14 protein-coding genes and 1 pseudogene are annotated in these 19,691 nt (G+C 70.1%); 8 read left to right on the top strand and 7 right to left on the bottom strand.

Features of this window, described 5'->3' with window-relative positions; translation table 11 throughout:
* Positions 1-25 precede the first annotated feature (25 nt).
* Positions 26-1,198 (top strand): acyl-CoA dehydrogenase, encoded by a 1,173-nt coding sequence (locus tag ACFY6S_RS28960; RefSeq protein ID WP_388827869.1) that lies wholly within the window; start codon positions 26-28, stop codon positions 1,196-1,198.
* 791 nt (positions 1,199-1,989) lie between these two features.
* On the opposite strand, the gene ACFY6S_RS28955 is transcribed toward ACFY6S_RS28960, so the two are convergent.
* A complete protein-coding gene (locus tag ACFY6S_RS28955; RefSeq protein WP_388827866.1) occupies positions 1,990-2,463 on the bottom strand; it encodes a cytidine deaminase family protein in 474 nt (157 codons plus the stop codon).
* The gene (locus ACFY6S_RS28950; RefSeq protein ID WP_388827863.1) at positions 2,463-3,755 is read right to left on the bottom strand and encodes an LCP family protein; all 1,293 of its coding nucleotides are present in this window, start codon (positions 3,753-3,755) and stop codon (positions 2,463-2,465) included. The genes ACFY6S_RS28955 and ACFY6S_RS28950 overlap by 1 nt, the downstream gene beginning before the upstream one ends.
* Positions 3,756-3,893: 138 nt before the next feature.
* On the opposite strand from ACFY6S_RS28950, the gene ACFY6S_RS28945 reads away from it, so the two are divergent.
* A complete protein-coding gene (locus tag ACFY6S_RS28945; protein WP_388827860.1) occupies positions 3,894-4,496 on the top strand; it encodes an acyl-CoA thioesterase in 603 nt (200 codons plus the stop codon).
* Between the two features lie 67 nt (positions 4,497-4,563).
* Here ACFY6S_RS28945 and ACFY6S_RS28940 read toward each other — a convergent pair whose 3' ends face one another.
* On the bottom strand, positions 4,564-6,018 hold the full coding sequence (locus ACFY6S_RS28940) for an LCP family protein (protein WP_388827857.1): 1,455 nt from the start codon (positions 6,016-6,018) through the stop codon (positions 4,564-4,566).
* Between the two features lie 298 nt (positions 6,019-6,316).
* Here ACFY6S_RS28940 and ACFY6S_RS28935 point away from each other — a divergent pair, with 298 nt between their 5' ends.
* The gene (locus ACFY6S_RS28935; protein WP_388827854.1) at positions 6,317-7,357 is read left to right on the top strand and encodes a glycosyltransferase family 2 protein; all 1,041 of its coding nucleotides are present in this window, start codon (positions 6,317-6,319) and stop codon (positions 7,355-7,357) included.
* A gap of 105 nt (positions 7,358-7,462) precedes the next feature.
* Here the strand turns inward: ACFY6S_RS28935 and ACFY6S_RS28930 are convergent, their stop codons facing one another.
* From ACFY6S_RS28930 to ACFY6S_RS28915, 4 genes are all read right to left on the bottom strand, one after another.
* Positions 7,463-9,205: an LCP family protein gene (locus ACFY6S_RS28930; protein WP_388827851.1), complete on the bottom strand. Its 1,743-nt coding sequence runs from the start codon at positions 9,203-9,205 to the stop codon at positions 7,463-7,465.
* Between the two features lie 45 nt (positions 9,206-9,250).
* Entirely contained in the window at positions 9,251-11,026 is a 1,776-nt protein-coding gene (locus tag ACFY6S_RS28925; RefSeq protein ID WP_388827848.1) for an LCP family protein, read from the bottom strand.
* Positions 11,027-11,247: 221 nt separating this feature from the next.
* A complete protein-coding gene (locus tag ACFY6S_RS28920) occupies positions 11,248-12,633 on the bottom strand; it encodes an LCP family protein (protein ID WP_388827845.1) in 1,386 nt (461 codons plus the stop codon).
* Positions 12,634-12,845: 212 nt separating this feature from the next.
* Positions 12,846-13,598 carry a TIGR03089 family protein gene (locus tag ACFY6S_RS28915; RefSeq protein WP_388827842.1) on the bottom strand — a complete coding sequence of 251 codons (753 nt, stop codon included), beginning with the start codon at positions 13,596-13,598 and terminating at the stop codon, positions 12,846-12,848.
* Between the two features lie 127 nt (positions 13,599-13,725).
* Between ACFY6S_RS28915 and ACFY6S_RS28910 the strand changes: the two genes are divergently transcribed.
* The 5 genes and pseudogenes from ACFY6S_RS28910 to ACFY6S_RS28890 all read left to right on the top strand — a co-directional run bounded on the left by ACFY6S_RS28910 (position 13,726) and on the right by ACFY6S_RS28890 (position 19,649).
* Positions 13,726-15,336, top strand: coding sequence for an N-acetylmuramoyl-L-alanine amidase (locus ACFY6S_RS28910; protein WP_388827839.1), 1,611 nt, complete (start codon positions 13,726-13,728; stop codon positions 15,334-15,336).
* A 114-nt stretch (positions 15,337-15,450) separates the two neighbouring features.
* Positions 15,451-16,533: a sugar phosphate nucleotidyltransferase gene (locus ACFY6S_RS28905; protein ID WP_388827836.1), complete on the top strand. Its 1,083-nt coding sequence runs from the start codon at positions 15,451-15,453 to the stop codon at positions 16,531-16,533.
* A 384-nt stretch (positions 16,534-16,917) separates the two neighbouring features.
* The gene (locus tag ACFY6S_RS28900; protein ID WP_388827833.1) at positions 16,918-17,283 is read left to right on the top strand and encodes a hypothetical protein; all 366 of its coding nucleotides are present in this window, start codon (positions 16,918-16,920) and stop codon (positions 17,281-17,283) included.
* Positions 17,280-19,068, top strand: a pseudogene (locus ACFY6S_RS28895) (alpha/beta hydrolase). Before ACFY6S_RS28900 ends, ACFY6S_RS28895 begins: the two are co-directional and overlap by 4 nt.
* Positions 19,059-19,649 carry a hypothetical protein gene (locus ACFY6S_RS28890; RefSeq protein ID WP_388827830.1) on the top strand — a complete coding sequence of 197 codons (591 nt, stop codon included), beginning with the start codon at positions 19,059-19,061 and terminating at the stop codon, positions 19,647-19,649. Before ACFY6S_RS28895 ends, ACFY6S_RS28890 begins: the two are co-directional and overlap by 10 nt.
* The last annotated feature ends 42 nt before the right edge of the window (positions 19,650-19,691 follow it).

Genomic DNA, 19,691 nt, shown 5'->3' with positions numbered 1-19,691 from the left:
TAGCATCCTTGGGGAGTGAAAGACCGTGGCCGGATCGGCTGATTTCGACCTGTACCGCCCGTCCGAGGAGCACGACATGCTCCGCGAGACCGTCCGCGCCCTCGCCGAGGCGAAGATCGCGCCGTTCGCGGCGGCCGTGGACGAGGAGGCCCGTTTCCCGCAGGAGGCCCTGGACGCGCTCGTCGCCTCCGACCTGCACGCCATCCACGTACCCGAGGGGTACGGCGGCGCCGGCGCGGACGCGCTCGCCACCGTGATCGTCATCGAGGAGGTCGCCCGTGCCTGTGCCTCCTCCTCGCTGATCCCGGCCGTGAACAAGCTGGGCTCGCTGCCGGTGATCCTGGCCGGTGACGAGGACCTCAAGAAGAAGTACCTGGCGCCGCTGGCCAAGGGCGACGCGATGTTCTCGTACTGCCTCTCGGAGCCGGACGCGGGCTCCGACGCGGGCGGCATGAAGACCAGGGCGGTACGGGACGGCGACCACTACGTCCTGAACGGTGTGAAGCGCTGGATCACCAACGCGGGCGTCTCCGAGTACTACACGGTCATGGCCGTCACCGACCCCGACAAGCGCACCAAGGGCATCAGCGCCTTCGTGGTCGAGAAGTCGGACCCGGGCGTCTCCTTCGGGGCCCCGGAGAAGAAGCTCGGCATCAAGGGCTCCCCGACCCGCGAGGTCTACCTCGACAACGTCCGTATCCCCGCCGACCGGCTCATCGGCGAGGAGGGCACCGGCTTCGCCACCGCGATGAAGACCCTCGACCACACCCGCGTCACCATCGCGGCCCAGGCCCTCGGCATCGCCCAGGGCGCGCTCGACTACGCGGCGGGGTACGTCAAGGAGCGCAAGCAGTTCGGCAAGCCGATCGCGGACTTCCAGGGCGTCCAGTTCATGCTCGCCGACATGGCCATGAAGCTCGAAGCGGCCCGCCAGCTCACCTACTCCGCCGCCGCCCGCTCGGAGCGCGTCTCCGGAGGCAGCGCCAAGGAGGACCTCACCTTCTTCGGAGCGGCGGCCAAGTGCTTCGCCTCGGACGCGGCCATGGAGATCACCACGGACGCGGTCCAGCTGCTCGGCGGCTACGGGTACACGCGCGACTACCCGGTGGAGCGGATGATGCGCGACGCGAAGATCACCCAGATCTACGAGGGCACGAACCAGGTCCAGCGCATCGTCATGGCGCGCAACCTGCCGTAGGGAGGGTGTCCGGCGCGTTATTGCAGCTCAATGGGGGTGTGCGGCCGAAAGGAGAAGCCCCTCGCGATCCCTGCGAGGGGCTTCGTTTCTTGGCTTGTAGATCATCTGGGAGATTTTTGGAAGATCAATTCCAGGAGATCCCGGCAGATCGCGGTCCGCGCGTGTGCGGCGGTGGTCCGCCGCCGACGGAGATCCCACTCGAACTGGCCCTCCGAACCGGGCCTTTAATCGATTATTCGATCGAATGATCATCCTGCCGTGGCTATGATCACGCCTCGGCGAGGTCGTAGCACAGAGGTAGTGCGCCTACACAGCATGGAGGAGGACGTCCGTTCGAATCCGGCCGCCCCGCCTGCGCCCTCGCTCTCCTACGGGAGGACGGGGGGCGCATCGCCATGGCTGGGTCAGGCACGGCGAGCTTGGCCGGCGTCTGTGTATTTCCGCCTCGATCATGCTGATCGTCCTACTCGGACGGTGCGTTCCGCTGTTTCGATGATCGCCTCGAACATCCGCCGGTACCCACGGAACAGCGGACCGTGTGGCGTCGCCATCACCTTGTACGTCGCGGACTCAGGCCCCTCCCAGACGGCAGGGACGACGCTCCGGCGACCGCGCGGAGCAGGCACCTGCGTGACCACGCCGTACCTCGCGCACCCCGATCAGCGGCAGAAGCTCGCACGGCTGAACGGCTGGACGGCTGACCGGCGGACGGTCCAGCCGGAACCGCAGCCGGACCACGCCGGATGCCGGACGGTACGGGGCGCCCCGGTGGCCGTGGCGCCCCGTACCGCTCAGTCCTGGTGGTCCGCCCAGACGTACGCCTCCGGCAGCAGCTCCGCGATCGTGAGCGTGCGGGGATGGTCGTCGGTGCCCACGATGACGTGGATCTCCGGGAAGTAGTCGAAGAGGAACTGGCGGCAGCGGCCGCACGGGGGCATCAGGCCGCGGTTGCCGTCGCCCACGGCCACGATCGTCGTCAGGTCGTACACGCCCTGCGCCGCCGCCGCGCCCACCAGGACGAGTTCGGCGCAGGGGCCGCCCGTGAAGTGGTAGGCGTTCATCGCCGTGACGATGCGGCCGTCGGCGGCGCGGCCCGCCGCGGCGACCGTGTGGTTGTCGCCCCGGGCGTGGGTACGGGCCGTCGTGGTGGCCGCCTCGATGAGGCCGTGGTCCACCGCGGTGCCGCAGGCGGAAGCGGCGTCGGCCGCGGCGGACGGGGCGCCGGAGGTGCCGCTCGGGGCGGGGGGCGGTACAGGAGGCGTCATCAGTTGCCGGTGACCGTGACCTTCTCGTCGTTGTTGAGCTGGCTGACGAGCTGCTTGACCTTCGCCTCGTCCCACAGCAGGTTCCCGCCGCTCTGGCCCGCGATCGGCATGTTCATGGACGTGCCGTCGCCGCTCGTCACGCCCTTCATCGCGAAGAACATACTGCCCAGCGACCACAGGGACATGTCCTTGTCCACGACCAGCGTGTCCAGCCCCGCGCCCGCAGCCGGGTAGAACCGGAACGGGTTGATGATCGTGCTCGGGGTGGCCGTCTGGGAGGCCAGGGCCGAGAGGAACTTCTGCTGGTTCTTCGTACGGTCCAGGTCGCTGCCCGCGAAGGCGTACCGCGTCCGTACGAAGGCCAGCGCCTGCTCGCCGTTGAGGGTCTGCTCGCCCGCCTGGAAGTCCGCGCCCGACTTCTTGTCCTTGAACGCCTTGGGGATCTCCAGGTCCACCCCGCCGATCGCGTCCACGACATTGGCGAACCCGGCGAAGCCGATCTCCACGTAATGGTCGATCCGCAGCCCGGTCTTGGCCTCGACGGTGCGCACCAGCAGCGGCGCGCCGTCCTCGGCGAAAGCCGCGTTGAGCTTCTTGTGCGCGGCCTGCGCGGGAAAGACCTTGCCGGACTCCGAGCCCTTGAAGGAGGGGATCTGCACATCGGTGTCGCGCGGCAGCGAGATCAGCGTCGGCCCGTTGGACCCCGTGTGCAGGATCATCATCGAGTCGGTCCTGCTGCCCTCGGCCGAGCCCGTGTGGAGCTTCTTCTTCTCCTCGTCGGACATGCCGTCCCGGCTGTCCGTACCGACGATCAGATAGTTCGTGCCCTTGCCCCCGTCGGGGCGGTCGATCACGACGGACAGGTCGACCTCGCGCCGCAGCTTGGAGTCGGCCCAGAAGTACGTGCCGATGGAGCCACCGAGGAGGACCACGACCAGCACCAGCGCGCCGACCTTGATACGGCGCCCCCAGTCGGGCGCCTGCCGGGGGCCGGAGGCGCCGCCGCCCCGCTGCGGGGGAACGCCGCCGTAACCGCCGCCGCCGGGCCCGCCGGACGGGGCACCGTAGACCTGGCCCGTGTTGTAGCCGTTGTCGTACGCGTCGGCGTGCCCGTCGCCGTACCCGTTGTCCCGGCCCGGGCCGGCGCCCCGGCCGTACCCCGGGGACTGCGGGGGAACCCCACGACGCTGTACGTGCGGCATGGAACGCGCGCCCTCGGGCCGTGCGCCCCCGCTGCCGCGCCCGTACCCGTTGCCCTGCTCGCCGTTACGTCCATCGGGCCAATCATTCATGTGAACAGTCTGCCGGGCGGGGCTGTGCTCCATACAGGGAGGTGGGAAATCGGATCGGGGCTGTTGCGAAGCTGATGCAAAGCGGACCGCGCGGAGGCGAAGGCGGAAGCCACCGGACCCGCGCATAGGGTGGAGGGCATGACAGACCAGGCCCAACGCCCGGAGCACCCGATTCCGGGCAAGCCCACGTCCGCCTCACGGACCACGCTCAGCCACATCATGACCGGCGGCGACACCAACCTGCTCGGTACGGTGCACGGCGGCGTGATCATGAAGCTGGTGGACGACGCGGCGGGCGCTGTCGCCGGCCGGCACTCCGGCGGGCCCGCCGTCACGGCCTCCATGGACGAGATGGTCTTCCTGGTGCCCGTCAGGGTGGGGGACCTCGTCCATGTGAAGGCCCAGGTCAACTGGGTCGGCCGGTCGTCCATGGAGATCGGCGTACGTGTCCTGGCCGAGCGCTGGAACGAATCCGCCCCCGCCACCCAGGTCGGCAGCGCTTATCTCGTCTTCGCCGCCGTGGACGAGGAGGGCAGGCCCCGGCCCGTACCGCCGGTGATCCCGGAGACCGAGCAGGACAAGCGGCGCAACCAGGAGGCGCAGATCCGCCGCACGCACCGGCTCGCGCGGCGCCGCGCGATCAAGGAGCTGCGGGCCGGGCGGGCCGCTGCGGGGATCGACGAGCGCCGGCGCGATCCGGACGCGGGCGCCGACGCCGACGCCGGGGGCGACGAGCGCTGAGCGAACGGACCGGCCCCGCTGAGCGCCCCCGACGCGCACCCGCTGAGCGCACCCCGACACGCGCCCGTTACGCGCACACCGCCTGGTCGCCCGTCGTCGCCCCGAACTCGCCCTTCGGCGGCTCCTCCGCCCGTACCGGCGTGACCGCCTTGTAGTCCGTGCCCGCCATCACCTTCAGCGTCGCGCCCTGCTGCTTCACCGCCCGCAGCTCGCTGCCCGGCAGCGCCGCCGCCAGGGACTTCGCCGAGCGGTCCCAGCGCGGGTCGTACATGATGACCGTGCGCCGGGTGTCGGGGCCGTCCGAAGTGAGCGGGGCGCGGGTGGTGTGGAAGCCGGTGGCGCGCAGCGCGTCGTCCACCCGCTTGCCCAGGCCGTCCGTGGCCGTCCCGTTGTAGACCTGCACCCGGATCTCCTGCGGCCTCACCTCGACCAGCTTGGCCGGCTCGCCCTTCCCACCGGACCCGTCGGACCCCCCGGACCCGTCGGACTCAGCGGACACACCGGGCCCGTCGGACTTCGGCGGGTGCGCGGGCTCGTCCCTCGGCGGGGTCAGCGGCTTGTCGTCGCGCACCGCCCGGAACAGCTGCTTCGACTTCACCGGATCCCACTTCACCGTCGAGCCGATGCCCTTGACCGTCACCCCCGAACCGTCCCCCGCCAGCGGTACGGAGGTGAACTCCGACGAGGCCGGCGTGAAGCCGCGCATCGCCTCGTTGAGGTCGAGCAACTGCCGCGCGCCGAACCCGGCGTCGGCCCGTACCGAGTCGAGCATGGTCGAGGTGACCTCCTTGAACCGCACCGGGTTCAGCAGCACCCCGCTGCTGGTGGCCCGGTGGATCAGGGCGGCCAGGAAGCGCTGCTGGCGCTGCATCCGCCCGAGGTCGGCCGCGCTGTCGATGTGCCGGGACCGTACGTACTGAAGCGCCTCCCCGCCGTTCATCCGGTGCGTGCCGGCTGTCAGGTCGAGACCGGTGTACGAGTCCTTCAGCGGCCGGGGCGTGCAGATGTCCACGCCGCCCACCGCGTCCACCGTCTTCATGAAGGCGGTGAAGTCGACCTCCAGATAGTGGCTGATCTTCACGCCGGTCATCCGCTCGACGGTGCCGACCGTCAGCTGCGGCCCGCCCTCCGCGTACGCCGCGTTCAGCTTCACCGGGTGCGGCGCGTGGCGCTTGCCGGTGGTGGCGTCGGTGTGCTCGGGCAGCTCCGTGTAGCTGTCGCGCGGCAGGCTGACGACGCTGGCGCGCCGCCCGTCCTCCGAGAGGTGCACCAGCATGACCGTGTCGGTGCAGTGGCAGGGCGCGCCACCGAGCCGGTACTTCTGCCGCTCCTCCTCGGTGATCCTGTCGCGGCCGTCGGTGCCGACCAGCAGCAGATTCAGCCCCCGGCCGGCGTGCGGCCGGTTCTTCATGTCCTTGAACGGGTCGACGCGGCCGATGCCGGTGTCGAGGCTGGTCATCACCGCGTGGCCGATCCCGCCCGCGCCCAGGACCAGGACGGAGAGCGTCGTCGCCGTGCGCATGGCCCACCGCGGTCTCCGGCGGCCGGGCCGGCGTCCTGGTGGCGCGGGGCGGCGGGTGGTGCGGGGCGGCGTGGACACGGGGAGCACCTCCGCGGTGACAGGGCCGGCAGGCCGGGGCCAGGGAAACCGTGAACGGATTCCGCGCACGGTAGGCCCATACGATCAGCGCCACCGGGCCGCAACCGGGCGGCGCGCGTGGCTGTCCCCCGTTCGCGGTAACGTGGCGGGCCGTACCTCAGAGCCGGTCGAAGATCGCCCGACGTGCTCTCAGCCTCCCGAAGGACCCAGAAGGACCCACATGCCTGCCCTGCCGCCCGCGGTCTCCGTGATCATGCCGGTGCTCAACGAGGAACGCCATCTGAGGAACTCCGTCCGGCACATCCTGGAGCAGGAGTACGACGGCGAGATGGAGGTGGTGATCGCGCTCGGGCCCTCCACGGACCGTACGGACGAGATCGCGGCGGAGCTGGTACGGGAGACCGCGTCCGACGCGCGGGCCCGGGTCCACACCGTCCCGAACCCGACCGGCCGCACCCCGGCCGCGCTGAACGCCGCGATCAAGGCGTCCCGGCACCCCGTCGTCGTACGGGTCGACGGCCACGGCATGCTCTCGCCGAACTACATCGCGACCGCCGTCCGGCTGCTGGCCGAGACCGGCGCGCAGAACGTCGGCGGCGTCATGCACGCCGAGGGCGAGAACGACTGGGAGCACGCGGTGGCCGCCGCGATGACCTCGAAGATCGGTGTCGGCAACGCGGCGTTCCACACCGGCGGCGAGGCCGGCCCGGCCGAGACGGTGTACCTCGGTGTCTTCCGGCGCGAGGCGCTCGAACAACAGGACGGCTACAACGAGGAGTTCATCCGCGCCCAGGACTGGGAGCTGAACTTCCGCATCCGCGAGTCGGGCGGCTCCATCTGGTTCTCGCCCGAACTGCGCGTGCAATACCGCCCGCGCCCCTCGGTGAAGGCGCTCGCCAAGCAGTACAAGGACTACGGCCGCTGGCGCCATGTCGTCGCCCGCTACCACGCCGGCTCGATCAACCTCCGCTACCTCGCCCCGCCGGCCGCCGTCTGCGCCATCGCGGCAGGCGTGGTCGTCGGTGCGGCGGTCACCCCATGGGGCCTGGTCGTCCCGGCCGGCTATCTCGCCGCGATCGTCGCCGGCTCGCTCCCGGCGGGCAAGGGGCTGCCGCTGAAGGCGCGCCTCCAGATCCCGGTGGCGCTGGCGACCATGCACATGTCGTGGGGGTTCGGCTTCCTGACCAGCCCGCGTTCGCTGGCGAAGAAGGTCATCGCGAGCCGCCGCCCGGCCGCCGGGGCGCAGCCCGTCGAGGTGTAGCCCGCACCGGGAGAACACCCGTAGGGGGAGAACGACCCAGCACAGCAGTGCCGCCCGATGGCACGCATCGGGCGGCACACCTGCTTCCGTGCGTACGGCGCGGGGTCAGAAGCGGTACGGCTTGTACACGTCCATGCACGCGCCCTTCTCCGAGCCGTTGAGGGCGTCCGCCGTGTCCGGGACGGAGCCCGCCTCGGGCTCCGCCGCCTTCGGGAAGGCCGAGCCGGTGCGCCAGTCCGCGCCGACCGTCACCGTGACCCCCGACACGTCCGTGCTCTTCTTCACCGAAGTCAGCGGAATACCCAGAGCCTTGGCGACCGCCTGCGCGTCGCCCTCCAGCTCCGCGCTGGGGAAGCCGACCGTCGTCTTCTCCTGCGGGGTGAGCCGGGCGTCCGCCCTGGCCAGGGGGTAGCCCTCGCCGCTGAGCAGCGCCGCCACGGCCGCCGCGCGGCCCCGTACCGGGGTCTGCGCACCGCCGCCGGTGCCGTTGCGTACGGCCACACCCGTGTCGGCGGGCGTCAGGGACGGCGTCCTGGCGTCCTGGTCGGCGGCCTTCTTCCCCGCGTCGGCCACCGCCTTCGCGTCGGCCTTGTCGCCGTTGGCGTCGAAGGCCACGTCGTCACGGAGCATCGACCACATCCGGTCGGCGTCGGCCTGTGCCACGACCAGGTGGTTCCGGTCCTGCGGATCGGTCACCGTCGGCATGGTGGTCATCGTGACGCGGTCGGTCGGCACGCTCTTGAGCTGCATGGCCAGATCGAAGAGTTCCTTGACCGTGCCGATCTCCTTCGACACCTCCAGCGACTTGGTGGCGGCCTCCGCGAGACCGGTCAGCCGGGGCGTGTCGGTGAAGACGTTCTGCGAGGTGAGATGGCGGATCATCGAGTTCAGATACATGTGCTGCGCCTTGGCGCGGCCGAGGTCGCTGGAGAAGGCGTGCCTGGTGCGCAGCCACTGGAGCGCCTGCTCGCCCTTGACCTGGTGGGTGCCCTTGGTGAGCTTCAGCCCCGAGCCGCCGGGAACGCCGGGCAGGGGCCGGTCCCACACGTTGTCCTTGACGCAGACGTCGACCCCGCCGATCGCGTCGGCCATCTTCACGACGCCCGCGAAGTCGATCGTCATCCAGTGGTCGATGTAGAGACCGGTCAGCTTCTGCCAGGTGGCGAGGGTGCAGCCCGCGCCGCCGCGCCCCAGCGTCTCGTTGATGATCGTGTTGACCTGCGGATAGCTCTTGCCGGTCGCCGCGTCCTCGCACTTCGGTATGTCGACGCGGGTGTCCCGGGGTATGGACACGACCGAGGCGTTCTTCCGGTCGGCGGATATGTGGACCAGCATCTGTACGTCGGCGAGCGGCGGATCGCCCGCGGTGTCCCTGCTGCCGCCGAGTTTGACGTTCTCCGGCTTGCTGCGGCTGTCGGAGCCCAGGAGCAGGATGTTCAGCGGGGTCTGGCCCGCCGCGTTCGCCCGCGCCTTCGCCGGGTCCGCCGCGCCGCCGGAGCGTGCGCCGGAGCGGATGTTGCCGTTGAGGTGCTCGTAATACCAGTAACCGGCGCCGGCCGTCCCGAGTATCAGCACCGACACCCCGCCGGCGACCCAGCGCAGCACGCGCCACGGGCCGCGCCCGGCGCGTACGGGGCGCGCGGTGCCGCTGTCGCCCGCTCCGGCCGGAGGCGTGCCGCCCGGTCCCGACCCCGGCCCGCCGCCGGCACCGGACCCCGGCCCGCCGCCCGCGTCCTTCGGCGCCGGCCCGGCCCCTTCGTACAGGCTGTCGTCCCAGCCCAGCTCCCGCGCCTGCGGGACACGCTCCCGCGCGCCCTCCGGGCGCACACCGCCACCGCTCTTGCTCATCCGAACTCCCCGTTCACGCAGTCCGTACGAGCCGGTTCCGCGGTGTCACTTGGCGCAGACCTGCTTGTCCGCTTCCACTTTCTGCACGTTGGACGACACCTTCGCCGCCCCGGTGATGGGCACCCCGGCGCCCTTGAAGTCCTTGCCCAGGGTCAGCGTCATCGCCTCAAGCCCCTCGGCGTCCTCGGTGCCCGGCTTCATCCCGGCGGCCGGCAGCCCCAGCATCTCCGCCAGCGCGCGCGCCTGGTCGGCCTGGTTCGGCGCGTACTCCAGCGTCGTCTTGGACACATCGGCCGGGGCGTTGCCCTTGTTGGAGGACTTCAGCACGCCCTCGGTGTTCTGGAGCCAGTTCAGGGTCTCCTGAGCGGAGCCCTGCGGGCCGCCGCCGTTGAACACGTCGACGCGCACATCGGCGGGCGCGGCCTTGGCGCCCTTGAGGAGCGCCTGCTGCTTCTTCTTGGCGGCGGCGTCCTTCGCCGACTCCTTCTTCTTCACCTCGGTGAGGGAGACGTCGTTCTGCATCATCGAGAACAGCGGCTTGGCCTCGGCCTCGTTGAGGACCACCGTCACCTTGACCCTCTCCGCCGGGTTGTCGAGCACCGGCAGCGTCGTGAAGGTGATGTTCTTCGCCGGAACCTTGGAGAGTTCCTTGGCGAGGTCGCTGAGCTTGCTGATGCTGCCGATGCCGGTGTCCACCGTCAGCGCCTTCGTCGCCGCCTCCGCCAGCTTGAACAGCTTGCTGGGGCTGGTGAGCGTGTCGCCCGACTTCATCTCGCGGATCATCGAACCGAGGAACTGCTGCTGCGTCTGGATCCGGCTGAGGTCGCTCTCGTTGCCGAACGCGTGCCGGGTACGGACGAAGGCGAGGGCGTCCTCGCCGGAGATTCTGTGCGTGCCCTTGCTGAGCTTCAGCCGCGACTTCTTGTCGTCGACGTCCTTGTCCACGCACACCTCGACGCCCCCGACCGCGGTGGACAGCGTCTTGACCGCGTTGAAGTCGGCCATCATGAAGTGGTCGACCTCAAGACCGGTGAGCTCCGTGACCGTCCGCATGGTGCAGCCGGGGTCCCGGTCGTCCTGGCCCAGACTGATGTTGAAGCGCTGCCGCGTGGCACCGGGGATGACCTTGGTGCCGTCCTCCGTCTTGGTCTCGCAGTCGGGGATGTCGGTGATCAGGTCGCGCGGGATGGAGAGCACCGTCGCGTTCGTACGGTCCTTGGACACGTGGAACAGCAGGTTGGTGTCGGCGTGGCCCATGCTGCCCGCGTCGCCGTACCCCTCGTTGCCCGCGCCGGTCCGCTTGTCCGTGCCGATCAGCAGGATGTTGACCGGCTCGCCCTTCTTGAAGCCGCCGCTGCCCGCGCCCGCGACATCGATGGTGGCGATGTTGCTGTTGAGGTGCTCGTAGTAGAGGTAACCGCCGACGGAACCGGCCACCAGGACGAAGGCGAGCGCGCCACCGGTCCACAGCATGGCCTTCTTCTTGCCCGACTTGTTCTTGCCCTTGACGGCCTTGCGTTTACGGCGGCCGGCCGCGGCGGCGGGCGGCTCCGGCTGGTTGCGGCCGGGACCCTTCCCCGCCCGGCGGCTGCGCTGCCCGGGGACGTCGGCGCGCGGCGGCGCGGTGTCACCGGCCGTGGCCGACGGCTCGGGCCCGGCGCCGGGTCCGGCGTCGGTTCTGCTGCCGGTGGTGGAGCGTGGCGCCGGTGACTGCCCTGTGGAGTGGTCCAGTCGCAGCTCGTAGTTACCCGTGTCCGGGTTGAGCACCCACTGGTCGGCGGGGTCGATATCGTCCGCCTGTCCACGGCTATGTGCATCCACGGTTGTTTGAATCCTCCGTCGGTGCCACGCGAGTCGCCTTCCCCCGAAGGCGCCCGGTTTCGCTCCAGCTGGTGCGCGACCTGACGGCCGGATGCACCGGATCGCGCCACACTATCCGTCCAGTTCGGCGTCGAGCGACGCCCGTGACACATTCCACGTCCCTTACAAGCGGGCATTCCGCCCAATCTCCGTGGACTGTCACTGTCTCTTTGGGTATTGCTTTACTCGCATACGCCCGCCGCGGCATTCGTTCCCTGGAAAACGGTGTCCCCGCCCGTCTCGTCCGCCGGTGAATCGGCGGCCTCTTCGGCGTCTTCCGCGCTCGGCGGGACGACGGTGACGGGAGCGTCCTCACGCAATTGTCCGAAGAGGGTGTTCGCGGCCGGCTGCACCAGTTCGTCCCGGTTCAGGTTCTGGACGTACGGCTGCCGGGGAACGGTGAGGAACTGCACCTTGTCGGTCGGTACGCTCCGCATCGAACGCGTCAGCTCGTAGAGGTCGCTGAGCGAGCCGAGCCCCGGGTCGGTGGTGATGGCCTTCGTCGCCGCCGACAGCACCGGATAGAGCCGCGTCGGATCGAGCAGCACGCCATTGCTCTGCACCTTCTTGAAGAGGGCGCCGAGGAACCGCTGCTGTCTGCCCATGCGTTGGGTGTCGCTGCCGTCCCCGAGGGCGTGCCGCGCCCGTACGTAGCCGAGCGCCTGCTCGCCGTCCAGGATGTGCGTACCGGCGGAGAGCTTGAGCTTCGCCTCCTTGTCGTCCACCGCCTCCTTGAGGCAGACCTCGACGCCGTCGACCGCGTCCACCATGTCCTTGAAGCCCTGGAAGTCGACCACCATGTGATGGTCGACGCGGATGCCGGTGAGCTTCTCCACGGTACGGATCGTGCAGGCCGCGCCGCCCGCCTCGAAGGCCCAGTTGAACTGCGCGAACTGCGCGGCGGCTCGGGTGCCGTCCGCCCGGCGGCAGCTCGGTATGTCCACCATCAGGTCGCGCGGGAAGGAGACGGCGGTCGCGCTTTTCCGGTCGGCCGCCAGGTGCAGCAGGATCGTCGTGTCGGAGCGCTGTGAACCGCCGTCGTCGCGGCCGTACTTGCTGTTGCCCTCGCCGGCCCGGCTGTCCGAGCCGACGAGAAGTATGTTCTCCGCGTCCAGGACGACGGGCTTCGGCCGTTCCTTCTCATACGTCTGAAGTTCGGCGGCGGTGCTGGTATCGGTCTTGATGTTGGAGTCGAGCCGCTGGTAGAACCACCAGCCGGTGGCGGTCACGGCCAGCACGGTGACCGAGGCGCCGACGGCCACCCAGCGCAGCCAGCGGCGCTTGCGGGGCTTGCGCGGCGTCGGGAGGGCGGAGGCGGGCGCGGAAGCCGCGCCCGCCGCGGCGCCGGCGGGCGCGGCCGCGGCGGGAGGCGCGCCCGCCGCGGCCGACGCCAGGGCGGAGGCGAGCGCCGTGAGGACCGCGCGGTACTCGTCGCCGTCCCGCGGTCTGTCGTCAAGGGGGACCGTGACGCCTCTGTCCTCGGCTGCCGCGTCGCTCTCGGATCTGGTCCGGGACTCGCTCCCGGCGTTCTCGTCCGGCTCGGGCGGCGTGCCAGCACTGTCGGTCACGTCTTCGTCCATCCTTCAAGGCGTCGGCGGCGCGCTGGGCCGCCGGGTGATGTCGTAGACGGGCGGCGACGGCCGTTGGTTGTGCTGGAGATCGCACATATTGCCGATCAGGTGCTTCGTTTTGGTTACGGCTGCGCTACCCCGGTCCGTTGTGTGCGGGACGGGCGGTTTTCGGACGTTCTCGCAGAGACAGGTTTCCTGTCAGCGCCCTGTCAAACGGCGCGGTGGGTGACCCGTTCACTCGTCACGCGCTGCTCCAGGGCGGGTGCCGGAAGCGTCCCGAGGTGCCGGCACAGCACCACGGAGCCGCCCGCAGCGAGCGGCGCGAACAGCCCGGCCGAGAGCCCCTCCCAGCTGTCGTACGACAACCCCGACAGCAGCCGCGTACCGGCGCCGAGACCGCGCTCCGAGGCGTCCGCGCGTGCCCGCGCGACCAGTTGGGCCCCCGTCAGCTCCGTACCCCCGACGACCAGCGCGGGCGCGTCCGGGTCCACCGGGGCGTACGGCGCGAAGCGGTCGCCCTGCGAGGGCACCTCGACCGCGTAGTCCACGAACCCCTCCGGAGGCCGCGGAAAACGGCCGCCCAGCGGACGCAGCGCCAGCGCCACCCGCTCACCGCCGCAGGCGAGCCCCGCGTCCAGCGAGTCCGGTCCGCTGACCACGAGATCGGCCGCCGCCGGATCGCCACCGATCTCCACGCACACCCCCACCGACGAACAGGCCAGCAGCCACACCGCGCTCTGCCAGTGCGCGGGCAGCAGCAGCGCGAGCCGGTCGCCCGGCTCGGCGGACAGCTCGTCCTGGAGCAGATTGGCGGTCTTGGACACCCAATTGGCGAAGGTGGCCACGGACAATTCCACGCGTTCACCGGTGGCATCGTCGTAGAAAGTGATCAAGGGGCGGGCCGGGTCCGCGGTGAGGGCGGATCGCAGCAGGTCGGCGGGGGTACGGTCGCTGGCGTTCACGCGGCACAGGGTACGCGGGGGGCCTGTGGGGGCCGCCGCCGTACCGGTGACGCCGTACATCGGTTGGCCGACGCGCCGTCAGTTTTCCCGGCGGGCGCGGCGGCGTCGGTGCCCGCAGGATCGGCTCATGCGTGCCTACCTTGCAACCTCGATCGGCGTCGCGTGCACCGCCGCCCTGGTCCTCCCCGTGTCGCAGCCGTCGGACGCGCTCGCCGCGCCACCCGTGGCGGCGCACTCCACCACGGAGCCGGACATCGCGACGGCCGTGCCCGGCTCCACCGAGTCCGTCCCGCTCACCGCCATCGGCTCGCGCCGCTCGCACGGCACCACCTCCGAGCAGGGCGTGACCCGCCGCCAGGTCCGGCCCTTCTCGCTGCTCGGTGTCGTCTGGGACGACGCCGACGCCGAGTTCCACGGCACCGTCCAGGTCCGTACCCGCGCCACCGCCACCCACGACTGGTCCGACTGGCAGGACCTGGAGACGCACAACCAGGAACACGGCGCCGACCCCGGCACGGAGGAGCACGACTCGGGAACCGTGCACGGCTCCACCGCCCCGCTCTGGGTCGGCGGCTCGGACGGCGTGGAGCTGCGCGCACGGGCCACGCGGGAGGACGACGAGGACGGCACCGCCCCGGCACCGCTTCCGCAGGGGCTGCGGCTGGAGCTGATCGACCCGGGGGAGGAGCCGCCGGGCGAGGAGACCACGGACGCGGACCGTACGGACGCAGGCGAGACGGACGCCGGCGAGACGGACGCCGGTGAAGCGGCCACCGGCGGCAAGGGCAGCACCGGGGAGGACAGCACTGAGGAGAGCGGCACCGAGGAGCAGGGCGGCATCGACGAGCAGGGCGGCACCGACGAGCAGGGCGGCTTCGACGAGCAGGGCGGCTTCGAAGGAGGCGGCACTGAGGAGAGCGGCACCGGCGAGGACGAGCAGGGCGGCACCACGGACGCGGACGCGCCCGGCCCCCTCGCCGCGTACCAGCGCGCCGCCCTCGCCCCCATGTCGGCCGCGGAATCGGAGAGTTCGTCCGCCGACGAGGGCCTCGCCGCCCTCGGCGCCCGCGAGATCCCGGCCCTCACCAAGTCGGCGTCCGCGGCCCGGGTCACCACGGCCGCCGCCAAGAAGAAGACCGCACCCCGCCCGCGCATCGTCACCCGCAGGGGCTGGGGCGCGAACGAGTCGCTGCGGGAGAGGCGGTTCCGCTACACCGGCACGGTGAAGGCCGCCTTCGTCCACCACAGCGCCACCGGCAACAACTACACCTGCAAGCAGGCACCCTCCGTCCTGCGCGGTATCTACCGCTACCACGTCAAGAGCAGCGGCTGGCGCGACTTCGGCTACAACTTCGCCATCGACAAGTGCGGAAACATCTACGAAGGGCGCGCCGGGGGCGTGGCGAAGCCCGTACTGGGCGCCCATACGCTCGGTTTCAACACGAACACCGTGGGCATCGCCGTCCTCGGAACATACAGCCGTACGAACCCGTCGACGGCCGCCACCACCGCCGTCGCCCGGCTCACCGCGTGGAAGCTCGGGCTGCGCGGTGTCAATCCGAAGGGCAAGGTCACACTGACCTCCGGGGGAAGCGGCAAGTACGCCAAGGGAAAGCGGGTCAGGATGAACACCATCTCGGGGCACCGGGACGGATTCGCCACCGACTGCCCGGGGAGCCGTCTCTACAAAAAGCTCGGCACCGTCCGTACCAAGGCGGCCCGCTACCAGGGCCGTTGACCGGGCGCCGCTGACCGGGCCGGGGAGTGCCGGTCGGTTCCGGGTACGTGCGCATGTATCCATGTACGTACGAGAACGCGGCCCCGAGACCACCCGAGAAGCGGAGACCACACGTTGACAGAAGCGATCCTCCTGGTCGGAGGCAAGGGCACCCGCCTCAGGCCCCTGACCGCGCGCACGCCCAAGCCCATGGTCCCGGCGGCCGGTGTCCCGTTCCTCACGCACCAACTGGCGCGTGCGCGCGCGGCGGGCGTCGAGCACATCGTGCTCGCGACGTCGTACCTCGCCGAGGTCTTCGAGCCGTACTTCGGGGACGGCTCGGCCCTCGGGCTGAGCCTGGAGTACGTGACCGAGCGCGATCCGCTCGGCACGGGCGGCGCCATCAGAAACGTCGCGTCGCGGCTGCGCTCCGGGCCCGACGACCCCGTGCTGGTCTTCAACGGCGACATTCTGACGGGCCTCGACATACGGGCGCTCGTCGCGACGCACAGCGCGTCGGGGGCGGACGTCTCGCTCCATCTGACCCGCGTCCCCGACCCGCGCGCGTTCGGTCTCGTCCCCACCGACGCGGACGGACGAGTCACGGCGTTCCTGGAGAAGCCGCAGACACCCGAGGAGATCGTCACGGACCAGATCAACGCCGGGGCGTACGTGTTCCGGCGCTCGGTCATCGACTCCATACCCGGGGACCGTCCGGTCTCCGTGGAGCGCGAGACGTTCCCCGGACTGCTGGCGGACGGCGCCCATCTCCAGGGCATGGTCGACTCCACTTACTGGCTGGACCTCGGCACCCCGGCCGCCTTCGTGCGCGGCTCCGCCGATCTCGTCCTCGGCCGCGCCCCGTCCCCGGCGGTCCCCGGCCGCTGCGGCGACCGGCTGATCCTGCCGACCGCCTCGGTCGCCGACGACGCCAAGCTCACCGCGGGCACGGTGGTCGGCGCCTGCGCCGTCATCGGCGCGGGCGCCCGGGTCGCCGGCAGCGCCGTCCTGGACGGCGCGGTGGTGGGGCCGGGCGCGGTGATCACCGACTCGCTGATCGGCGCGGGCGCGCGGATCGGCGCCCGTACGGTGCTGACGGGCGCGGTCGTCGGCGACGGCGCGACGGTGGGCCCCGACAACGAACTGCGCGAGGGCGTCCGGGTGTGGTGCGACGCGGTGCTGGGGGCGGGGGCGGTGCGCTTCTCCTCGGACGCGTAGCGGGTCGCGGGGGGACCCGGCGCGTACCTGCGGGTTGTCGCCGGGTGCCCCCCCTGCGGGGTACGCGCCGGGCCCGCGCGATCGATGTCGCGTGCGGCCCGGTCCGTACAGCGCGGGCAGTTGAGCCGGGCGTCGTGGGTGAGCTGAGCAAGCGGACTCTTGCGCGCTGTCGGCATGGCTGTTACGGCCGGCCGATCAGAGTGCTGACCAGTATGGATGACAGCTTGCATCGGGCCCCGTGCGGTGAGCTACCTTCGCTGGGAGGCGAGCCGAACGGGGCGAGTCGGTGGAGTGGGGGAGGGGAATGCCGTGTCGCGTTCGCAGGGGTGGGAGGAGATTTTCGCCCTGTCAGGGTTGTCTCCGGCCGGGAGCCCGGGGACACGGATGTCGCTGTCCTCGGCGAGCGGTTCCCCCGCCGCGGACACCTTGAAGCACAGCGACGGGCCCTGGACCAGCGCCTCCGGTACGGCGGGGAAGCTGAGCACCAGCAGCGACAAGAGCCGCGTCCGCCTCGGCCAAGCGCACGAGTCCGTCGCGTCCGCGGGGAAAGGACTGTCCGCGGTGGCGGCACTCGTGGCGGTACGGGAGTCCTGGGAGGAGCGGCTGACGTCGGTACGCGGTGAGTGCGACTACCTCGAAGGCGCGCTGCGTACCGTGGCGAAGGAGCTGGGCGAGGCCGACTCGGACGCGCAGAAGGCGGTACGCCGCGTGCAGGTGCCGATGGAAGCCAAGAGCGGGACAACCCGTTGACCGGGGCGGCGCTGACCTGGCAGCGACTGCGGGATCTGAACCTCTCCGAGGTCGAGGACGCGGGGGACGGCTGGAGCGAGGTGTCGAGCAGGGCCGGTTCCGACCGCGACGCCACGGACAGCGCGATGTCGGCGAAGCTGCGCGAGACACAGGAGAGCGAGTCGTCGCGAGCCGCGCTCGGACGACTTGAGCGCCTGAGCCGTAACTTCCAGTACATCCATGCCGAGGCCGGCCTGATCAGCACCACGCTCAACGGCCTGACCGCGGAACTCGCCACCCCGAAGCGGCAGTTGACGCGAGCCCTTGAGGACGCCGCAGACCTGGGCTTCACCGTCCGGCCGGACGGCTCGGTCAGTTATCCGGCAGCCACGACCGAGGGCCTGCTCGGTGCGCAGGACCACCCGGGCAGTTCGGTCCACGGCACCACGCGTCTTCCCCTGGATCCGAATCCCTCCCCCGCTACCCCTGGCCCCCTCGGCATCCCCAACCCGAACGCCGCGAAGGCCCGGGCCATCGCGGACCGTGTGGCCCGGGCTGTCGGTTCCGCCAACGAAATCGACGCCCGCTACGCTCGCGCGCTGCGCCGACTCAAGGCGGCCAAAGGGCCTCGACATCACCACAGCGACCTTCGCCGACGTGGCCCGCGACACGGCGGCGGTCCGCGACACGGCCCGCCGCTACCTGGAACAGGGAATCCCCGAAAACAAGTCCCCTGCCGACCGCAAGGCATGGTGGGACGCCCTGTCGGAAGAACAGCAACGCGAATACATCGAGGTCGCGCCCGACCTGGTCGGCTACCTTGACGGAATTCCGGCGGTGGCGCGGGACGAGGCCAACCGTAATTATCTCCCGCTGCTGATCGACGAGCTGGAACACCAGGGCGGCAGCGGGGCCGAAACCAAGCTGGCCGCATTGCGCGGCATCGAACAGAAGTTGAGCGAGTCGACCAGGCCGCCTATGTACCTGCTGGGCATCGGTACCGAGGGAAACGGCAGGGCGATCGTTTCCTACGGAAACCCGGACACCTCGCGGAATGTGTCGGCGTATGTGCCGGGACTGTCGAACAGGCTGGACGAGGAATTCGTTAACGGGACGATGAAACGGGCCTTGGACACCGCCAAGGGTGCCAAAAAATACGATGAGTCCAGTGCTGCAATTATTTGGCTGGGTTATGATGCCCCGTTGAGCGCGGATGTCGCATCGGAGGGCAGTGCCAAGAAAGGTGCCCCGCTCTACAATTCTTTCATGAGCGGGTTGGCGGCCACGAATGAGCACAAGGACTCACATTTTACGGCGATCGGTCACTCGTACGGTTCTTTGACCGTGGGTACGGCGTCACAGCGGGACGGCGGGATTCCTGGAGTCGATGACATCATCCTTGTCGGTAGCCCCGGCACCGGCGTGAGCAAGGCCGAAGACCTGGGAGTGGGTGAGGGGCATGTGTTTGTTGGGGCGGCCGAGAACGACCCGGTGACGCATCTTCCCACCAAGCAAGAGGCCGGAGTTGGAGCCTTGGCTGCGAATTTTGGTTTGCCGCCCGGGCCGGTAACAAAAGGGATCGGTTTCCAGAGCGAAGATCTCTACTTCGGGAAAGACCCGGCCAGCAAGGCGTTCGGGGCCACACGTTTCCAGGTTGACGATGGGCCTCGCCCTGTCTTCGATCTGGGGGGATTTGACGCGCACAGTCAGTACTTCACGCCTGAGCGGGATGCGATCTCGGCGGACAATATCGCTAGGATTGTTGCCGGAAAGGCTGAAGGGATCAAGGGTGAGGCATGGCGATGAAGTGGATGATACGTCGTTTTTCGGTCCTCGTAATGACAGGTATTCTGCTCTCCGGCTGCGGAATGGCGGTGGGCGGCAGGAAGGGGAGTAATTCGGCCATGGATATGCGGGGCGCGGCGCAGTATTCTGACGAGATTCTGGACGCGACAATTGGGGCAGTCAAGCCGAATATCCAGTGGGCCCATGATGACACTACGACGGGGACCTGTGATGTGACTCGTCGTCGAACGGTCATGACGGTGATCTCGGAACAGCGACGCGGAAACTTTCTCGGTGTGATCGAGAATTTCTGGAAGAATAGTGGATACAAGATCGTATCGGTTAACGAGAGCAAAGATTCCCCCGCGATTTTCGCCACAACACCCAACGGGTTCGGGGTAAATCTCACAATTGGCGACAAGGGGCAGGCGTACCTGGAGGTCAACACCCCCTGCGTACGGAAGTCCGAGGTTGACGCTCCCAGTACCCCGCCCAACGGCCCCGGCTACGAGGGCGTCGAGATTCCCCGCCCCAACGTGCGGTCCGATTTCTGGTCCGCCGATACCCCGCTCCCCGCGCCGTCGTCCGGCGCCACCGCCTGAACGGCAGGCATGCCCGGGCCGGCTCCGCCGGGCCCGGCCACG

It is taken from the genome of Streptomyces sp. NPDC012835, assembly GCF_042900885.1.
In the GTDB taxonomy this organism is placed as follows: Bacteria; Actinomycetota; Actinomycetes; order Streptomycetales; family Streptomycetaceae; genus Streptomyces.
This window is presented reverse-complemented; position numbering and strand designations above follow the sequence as displayed.